The organism is Streptomyces colwelliae, from assembly GCF_048158785.1.
Lineage (GTDB): Bacteria > Actinomycetota > Actinomycetes > Streptomycetales > Streptomycetaceae > Streptomyces.
Genome location: NZ_JBLTJC010000121.1, coordinates 21,500 through 28,045 on the forward strand (window position 1 = coordinate 21,500; position 6,546 = coordinate 28,045).

General features: G+C 71.3%; 4 protein-coding genes. 2 read left to right on the forward strand and 2 right to left on the reverse strand.

Annotation, left to right across the window (positions count from 1 at the left end; translation table 11 throughout):
- Window positions 1-143: 143 nt before the first annotated feature.
- Window positions 144-1,805 carry a peptide-N4-asparagine amidase gene (locus ACNFOC_RS24640; protein WP_416961268.1) on the reverse strand — a complete coding sequence of 554 codons (1,662 nt, stop codon included), beginning with the start codon at window positions 1,803-1,805 and terminating at the stop codon, window positions 144-146.
- 10 nt (window positions 1,806-1,815) lie between these two features.
- Window positions 1,816-2,571, reverse strand: a complete 756-nt coding sequence (locus ACNFOC_RS24645) for a L,D-transpeptidase family protein (protein WP_416961269.1) — start codon at window positions 2,569-2,571, stop codon at window positions 1,816-1,818.
- Window positions 2,572-2,798: 227 nt separating this feature from the next.
- Here ACNFOC_RS24645 and ACNFOC_RS24650 point away from each other — a divergent pair, with 227 nt between their 5' ends.
- Complete coding sequence (locus ACNFOC_RS24650) at window positions 2,799-4,727, forward strand: ABC transporter ATP-binding protein (RefSeq protein WP_416961270.1); 1,929 nt, start codon at window positions 2,799-2,801, stop codon at window positions 4,725-4,727.
- Window positions 4,724-6,505, forward strand: a complete 1,782-nt coding sequence (locus tag ACNFOC_RS24655) for an ABC transporter ATP-binding protein (RefSeq protein ID WP_416961271.1) — start codon at window positions 4,724-4,726, stop codon at window positions 6,503-6,505. The genes ACNFOC_RS24650 and ACNFOC_RS24655 overlap by 4 nt, the downstream gene beginning before the upstream one ends.
- Window positions 6,506-6,546: the final 41 nt, after the last annotated feature.

Sequence of the window (6,546 nt, forward strand, 5' to 3'; positions counted from 1 at the left end):
GGAAGACGATGGGGGGCGACTTCTGCGATACGGAAAGCGGCTTCCGAGTGGACACTTTGAAGCCGTTGTTGATCGCCCGGAAAACCTCCGTGTGACGGCCGTGTAAATCACACATCTGAGTGACGCATCGCACGCATAGCAGGTCAGCAGCCGCTGCGGTCCTCGGTGAGCACCCCCTGCGCGGTCTTCAGCGAACGGTCGTAGCAGCCGCCCGAGCCGTACAGCCGGTAGCGCTCACTCGACGTCCCGACCGCGTGCCGCTGGTCACGGGGCACGTTCAGCGTGTAGGTCGCGTCCCCGGTGTAGGTGTCGTCGAGCCGCGACCACCCGGTCCGCCGCCCGTCCTGCGTGTCGACGACCGCCGCCCGGTCGCCCAGCGTGAGAACGGTACGCAGCCGGTCGTCCGTCCCGATCGTCGTCGAACCGTTCATCGTGTACGTCCGGTGCATGGCCGTCGTCCGGGCCGGTCCACGTCCGTCGACGGTCACCGACTCGTCGTCCGTCCAGGTCGCGTCGAGCCCGTCCATGTTCTCGCCGTCGATCCAACGGTGTACGGAGGTGTTCGCGAGCGTCCGGTCGACGGTGGTCCGCACCCGGCCGTGCGAGGTGTCGACGTACCCGGCCGTGGTCAGCCGATGGCCCGCGTCGGTGTCGACGCGTTCCTCCGAACCGGGCGTGTACGTCGAGGAGTTGGCGAGCTCGCCGACCCGGTCGAGGGTGAGCTTTCCGGTGACCTGGGCGCGCTGCGCGTCCTGCCAGACGAGCACGTTCACCGGCGCGCTCCAACCGCTCTGCCCCTCGGGCACGCCCACGACGGAGACGTCGACGTGGTGCGGGCGGCCGTCGTTGAGCAGCCCGGCGAAGGGCGTGAGGTCGTATTCGATCGGCTTCACGTCGAAGGCACGCGGGCCGGGAATGACGTACCAGAGGAAGGGGTCGGACCAGCCGCCGGTCCACACGTTCGGGAACGGGGCGGCGATTCCGGCGAGTTGACCGTCGACCTTGATCTGCACCTCGCGGTAGGGGCCCTTGTCCGCCTGGCAGGAGTACGGGGCCGAGTCGGGCACGGCGAGGTACCAGAACTCCTCGCAGCCTCCGCCGGATCCGGTCGCGTAGACCTCGGCGACGATGCGTTCGGTGTTGCGCGGGGTGGTGAGGGTGGAGTCGGCGGCGAGGGTGAGGACGCGGTCGGGGGTCTGCGCCGCAGCGGGTCTGCCCTCGTAGAACGTCAGCGTGGCCTTGACGCCGATGACTCCGGTGTACGTGTCGTCGACGACGTTGCCGATGAGCATCTCGACGTCCTGCGCGCTGCGGAAGGTGGCGCTGTAGCGGGTGACGTCCTTCTCGACGGTCCAGGCGATGCCGTCGGGCGAGGGCTCCGGCGTCGACGTACGGAGGATCTCGACGCCGCCGACGTGCAGGTAGCCGAGCCGGTCGTACTGCCGTCCGGCGACCGTCCCGTCCAGCCTGAGTACGACCTTGCTCCAGCGGTCGCCGCAGGCCGTGGGCGGGGCGTAAGTGCCCTTGTACGGGGTGAAGTCCCGGAACTCGGTGTCGGCGAGGGTGACGTGGCAGGACTTCGTCGCGGGTTTGGCAACGGGCGGGGCGGCGGTGAGGGGATCGTGCCAGTCGGTGCCGAACTCGGCGGGGACGTCTGCGACTTGGGCCTTCGCGTCGACCGCTCGGGGCTTCGTATCGACCGCTTGGGTCTTCGTGTCGGACGCTTGTGCGGGGCTCGCCCCGAGGAGGGCGCTCGCCAGGAGGGTCGCTCCGGCGAGCATGGACATGACTATCCGACTTCTCATGGGCGGTGTTCTACCCCTTGAGGTCCGCCCTGTCCCCCATCAGCACCACGGGATGCCGGTCCGGGTCGAGCGTGCGCAGCAGGTACTCCATCGCCTCCTTGGACAGGCTGACGCAGGCCGACGTACCGCTGCCGTGGTCCAGGTGCAGCCAGATCCCGCCACCCTTGTCCTCGCCCATGGGCTGCTCCGCGTCGTCGGGCGGGGTGCCGGGGACGCGGTTGTAGTCGATGGCGATGACGTAGTCGAAGTCGTGCCAGTGCGACTCGTCCCAGTCGCGCGGCGCCTCGTACGACTCGTCCTGGGAGTACGGGAGTGCCGTGCCCGGGTCGTCGAGGACACCGCCCGCGGCGGTCAGCGTGAACACGCCGACCGGGCTGCGCTTGTCGTCGAGGTGATGGTCGGTGGTCCAGCCCAGCTTGCCGTTGTGCGCGGGCCAGCCGGCGGCCCGGTCCCAGGTGGAATCGTTCTTGGTGAACAGGACGGCGGTGGAGTCCGGGGAGTCCTTGCCGTCGCCGTAGACCGTCAGGACCTGGGTCGTGTCGGTGGGGATCGCGCGCTGGAGCCGGTCGCCGACGGCCGGGATGCGGGTCGGGTCCTGGGTGGCCACGGCCCGTTTCGGGTGGGTCGCCTGTGCGCCGGGTCTCCCTTCCGTGCCACCGGGGTGTCCGGTGTGCGTACTGCCACACGCGGACAGGGTCGTCATCGTCAGGAGGGAACCGAGAGCCGCCATCGCGACCGTCGCACGTCGTGTGCCGCCACTCTGCATCGGGCCATGGTCACATCGCATTCGGCGGCATTGTGTGAGGTCACGGACATCTCGCCCCTGATGGGTGAACGCCGGTTCTGACCCCTGGCAGGGAAAACCGCTTGCCCCGGACCACGCTGCGACGCGAACCTTTCACAGTTTGTTGCCGTACTCCGCTCGCGGTGTGTTGCCGCGCTCCGCGATTCCTCCTTCCCCCTTCCCGCCTGAACAAGAGCCACTGGGACGTCATGCAGATTCAAGACCTTCCGTATCCCGACCCGGGTGTGCCCGACGCGCGCTCGGGGCCCCGATTCCTGTGGTGGCTCGGCCGGAATCAGCTCGGTGGTCAGCTCAAGTCCCTGGCCTGGGGACTGCTGCACTTCGTGTCCGTCTCCGCGCTGCCGTTCTGTGTGGGGTTCGCCGTGCAGGCCGTGGTCGACCGCTCCGGGAGCCGGCTGGCCCAGACCGGCGGGCTGATGGTGCTGTGCGGGGCGGGCATCGCCGTGGGCGACACCTTCCTGCACCGGGCCGCCGTCACCAACTGGATCACGGCCGCCGCCCGCGTCCAGCAACTGCTGGCCCGCCAGGCCTCCCACCTCGGCTCGGCGCTGACCCGGCGGGTCGCGGCCGGTGAGGTCGTGGCCGTGTCGACGGGTGACGTCGAGAAGATCGGCTGGTTCGTGGAGGCGCTGTCCCGCTTCCTGGCCGCCGCGCTGACGATCGTCATCGTCTGCGTCGGCCTGTTCGTGTACCAGCCCGCGCTCGGTGTCGTCGTCGCCGTGGGCGTGCCCGTGCTGGCGGTCTCCGTGCTGCCGCTGCTGCCCCGCGCCACCCGGCGCGCCGACGTGCAGCGCGAGAAGGCGGGCCGTGCCACCGAACTCGCCTCCGACACCGTCGCCGGACTGCGGGTGCTGCGCGGCATCGGCGGCGAGGAACTGTTCCTCGACCGCTACCGCCGTGCCTCCCAGGAGGTCCGCCACGCGGCCGTGCGCAGTGCCCGGATGTGGGCGGTCATCTCCGCGATCCAGGTGCTGATGCCGGGTCTGCTGCTGATCGCGATCGTCTGGCACGGCGTGCAGCTGGCCCGCCAGGGCCGGATCACGGTGGGCGAACTGGTCACCGTCTACAGCGCGGTGATGGTCATGTCCTACCCGCTGCGGCACTTCGAGGAGATCGCCATGGCGTACTCCTTCTCCCGGCCCTCGGCCAAACGCGCCGCACACGTGCTGGCCCTGGAGCGGGTCACCGACACCGGGGGGACGCGCGCGGCCGAGGTACCCGCCGGGGATCTGTACGACCCGGACACCGGTCTGCTCGCCCCCTCCGGCCGGCTCACCGCCGTGGTGTGCGGCGACCCCGACGCGGCCGGACGGCTGGCGGAACGCCTCGGTGGACACCCCGCCGAGGCGGGCACCTCCGTGCTCCTGGACGGCGTACCACTCGACGAACTCCCCCTCGACTCGGCGCGCACCGCCGTCCTCGTCCAGGACAAGGACCCGGTGCTGCTGTCCGGTTCGCTGCGCGAGCTGCTCGACGTGCCCTCCTCGGGTGCGGTCGGCGCGGAGGAGGCCCTGGCCGCCGCGCAGTGCGGGGACGTGCTGGTGGCGCTCGTGCAGGGGTCGCTCGACACCGAGGACCCGATGGACGCCCGCATCACCGAACGCGGGCGCTCCCTCTCCGGCGGCCAGCGCCAACGGCTCGCCCTGGCACGGTCGTTGATCACGGACCCGGAGGTCCTCGTCCTGGACGAGCCGACCTCCGCCGTCGACTCCCACACCGAGGCCCGGATCGCCGACGGCGTACGGGAGTTGAGGACCGGCCGGACCACGGTGGTGTTCACCTCCTCGCCCCTGCTCCTGGACCACGCGGACCGGGTCGTGCTGGTGCACGAGGGCGAGGTCGTGGCGGTCGGCGCCCACCGCGACCTGCTCCGGAGCGAGCCCCGGTACCGAGCCGTGGTGACGCGCGAGACGGAGGAGGAGTCCGCGTCGCGCGATGAACACGCCTTGCTGAGGGGTGAGTTGGGATCCCGCGATGCCCCGCTTCGGGGTGCCGCGGAACACGGCGAGGCTCCCCTCCGGGGTACCTCGGACAACGACGACGCCTCCCTGCGAGGTGCCCTGGACGACGAAGCCGCTCTGCGGAGCGCACTGGAAGAAATCGAGGAGAGCGCATGATCGGCGTGGCGCCCCCGGCCTACGACCCGGCGGCCCCGACCACGGCGAACACCCTGCCGGTCGGCGCCCCCGCAACCGTACGGGCCTACGTGTCCGAACTGTTCCACCGGCATCGCCGTGCCTTCCTCCTTCTCGTCGCCGTGAATACGGTCGCCGTGGTCGCCTCGATGGTGGGCCCCTATCTGCTCGGCGATCTCGTCGAGCGGGTGTCGGACGGGGCTCGGGAACTCCATCTGGGCCTGACCATCGGGGTGTTCGTGGTCGCGCTCGCCGTCCAGGCCCTGTTCATCCGGCAGGTGCGGCTGCGGGGCGCGATGCTCGGCGAGCGGATGCTGGCCGACCTGCGCGAGGACTTCCTCGTCCGGTCGGTCGGGCTGCCCCCGGGTGTCCTCGAACGGGCGGGCACCGGCGACCTCCTGTCCCGCATCACCACCGACATCGACCGGCTCGCCAACGCGATGCGGGAAGCCGTGCCGCAACTGGCGATCGGTGTGGTGTGGGCGGTGCTGCTGCTCGGCGGTCTCGTCGTCACCGTGCCGCCGCTGGCGCCCGCCGTGCTGATCGCCGTACCGGTGCTGGTGATCGGCTGCCGCTGGTACTTCAAGCGCGCCCCGGCCGGCTACCGCTCGGAGGCGGCCGGGTACGCCGCCGTGGCCGCGGCCCTCGCCGAGACCGTGGACGCCGGCCGCACCGTCGAGTCCCACCGCCTCGGCGACCGGCGCGTCGCCCTCTCGGAACGCCGTGTCAAGGAGTGGACCGCCTGGGAGAACTACACGCTCTGGCTGCGGTCGGTGCTCTTCCCGGTCATCAACGTCACGCATGTCACGGTGCTCTGCTCGGTCCTGATGCTCGGCGGGGTGTTCGTCCTCCAAGGCTGGATCGGGGTGGGCGAACTGACGACGGGTGCCCTGATCGCGCAGATGCTCGTCGACCCGGTCAACCTGATCCTGCGCTGGTACGACGAGCTCCAGGTCGCCCAGGTCTCGCTGGCCCGGCTGGTCGGCGTCCGCGACATCGAGCCCGATGCCGGGGACGCCGGTCTGTCCCCCGAGGGCCGGGACGTACACGCGGACCGGGTGCACTTCGGCTACCGCGAGGGCGTCGACGTGCTCCGCAAGGTGTCCCTGGAGGTCGCGCCCGGCACCCGGCTGGCCCTGGTCGGCCCCTCGGGCGCGGGCAAGTCCACCCTGGGCAGGCTGCTCGCCGGCATCTACGCGCCCCGGGACGGCCGGATCACCCTCGGCGGCGCCGAACTGTCCCGGATGACCGCGGAGCACGTCCGCTCGCATGTGGCCCTCGTCAACCAGGAGCACCACGTCTTCGTGGGCTCCCTGCGCGACAACCTCCTCCTCGCCCGGACCGACGCGGGGGACGCCGAGCTGTGGGCGGCGCTGGGCGCGGTCGACGCGGACGGGTGGGCGCGGGCGCTGGACGAGGGCCTGGACACCGAGGTCGGCTCGGGCGGGCTGGCGCTCACCCCGGCCCAGGCCCAGCAGATCGCGCTGGCCCGGCTGGTGCTGGCGGACCCGCACACGCTGGTCCTGGACGAGGCGACCTCGCTCCTCGACCCGCGCGCGGCCCGCCACCTCGAACGCTCCCTGGCCCGCGTCCTCGACGGCCGCACGGTCGTCGCGATCGCCCACCGCCTGCACACCGCCCACGACGCGGACATCATCGCCGTCGTCGAGAACGGCCGCATCAGCGAGCTGGGCAGCCATGACGAGCTGGTGGCGGCGGAGGGGGCGTACGCGGCGCTCTGGCGGTCCTGGCACGGGTAGCTCCGCTGGTCGAGCGGTGACTGGGGTGCGGGTCGGTGGGG

Excerpts from the sequence above, each read along its gene's own strand:
- ACNFOC_RS24640 (WP_416961268.1), bottom strand. The coding sequence starts at position 1,805 with ATGAGAAGTCGGATAGTCATGTCCATGCTCGCCGGAGCGACCCTCCTG.
- ACNFOC_RS24645 (WP_416961269.1), bottom strand. The coding sequence starts at position 2,571 with ATGCAGAGTGGCGGCACACGACGTGCGACGGTCGCGATGGCGGCTCTC.
- ACNFOC_RS24650 (WP_416961270.1), top strand. The coding sequence starts at position 2,799 with ATGCAGATTCAAGACCTTCCGTATCCCGACCCGGGTGTGCCCGACGCG.
- ACNFOC_RS24655 (WP_416961271.1), top strand. The coding sequence starts at position 4,724 with ATGATCGGCGTGGCGCCCCCGGCCTACGACCCGGCGGCCCCGACCACG.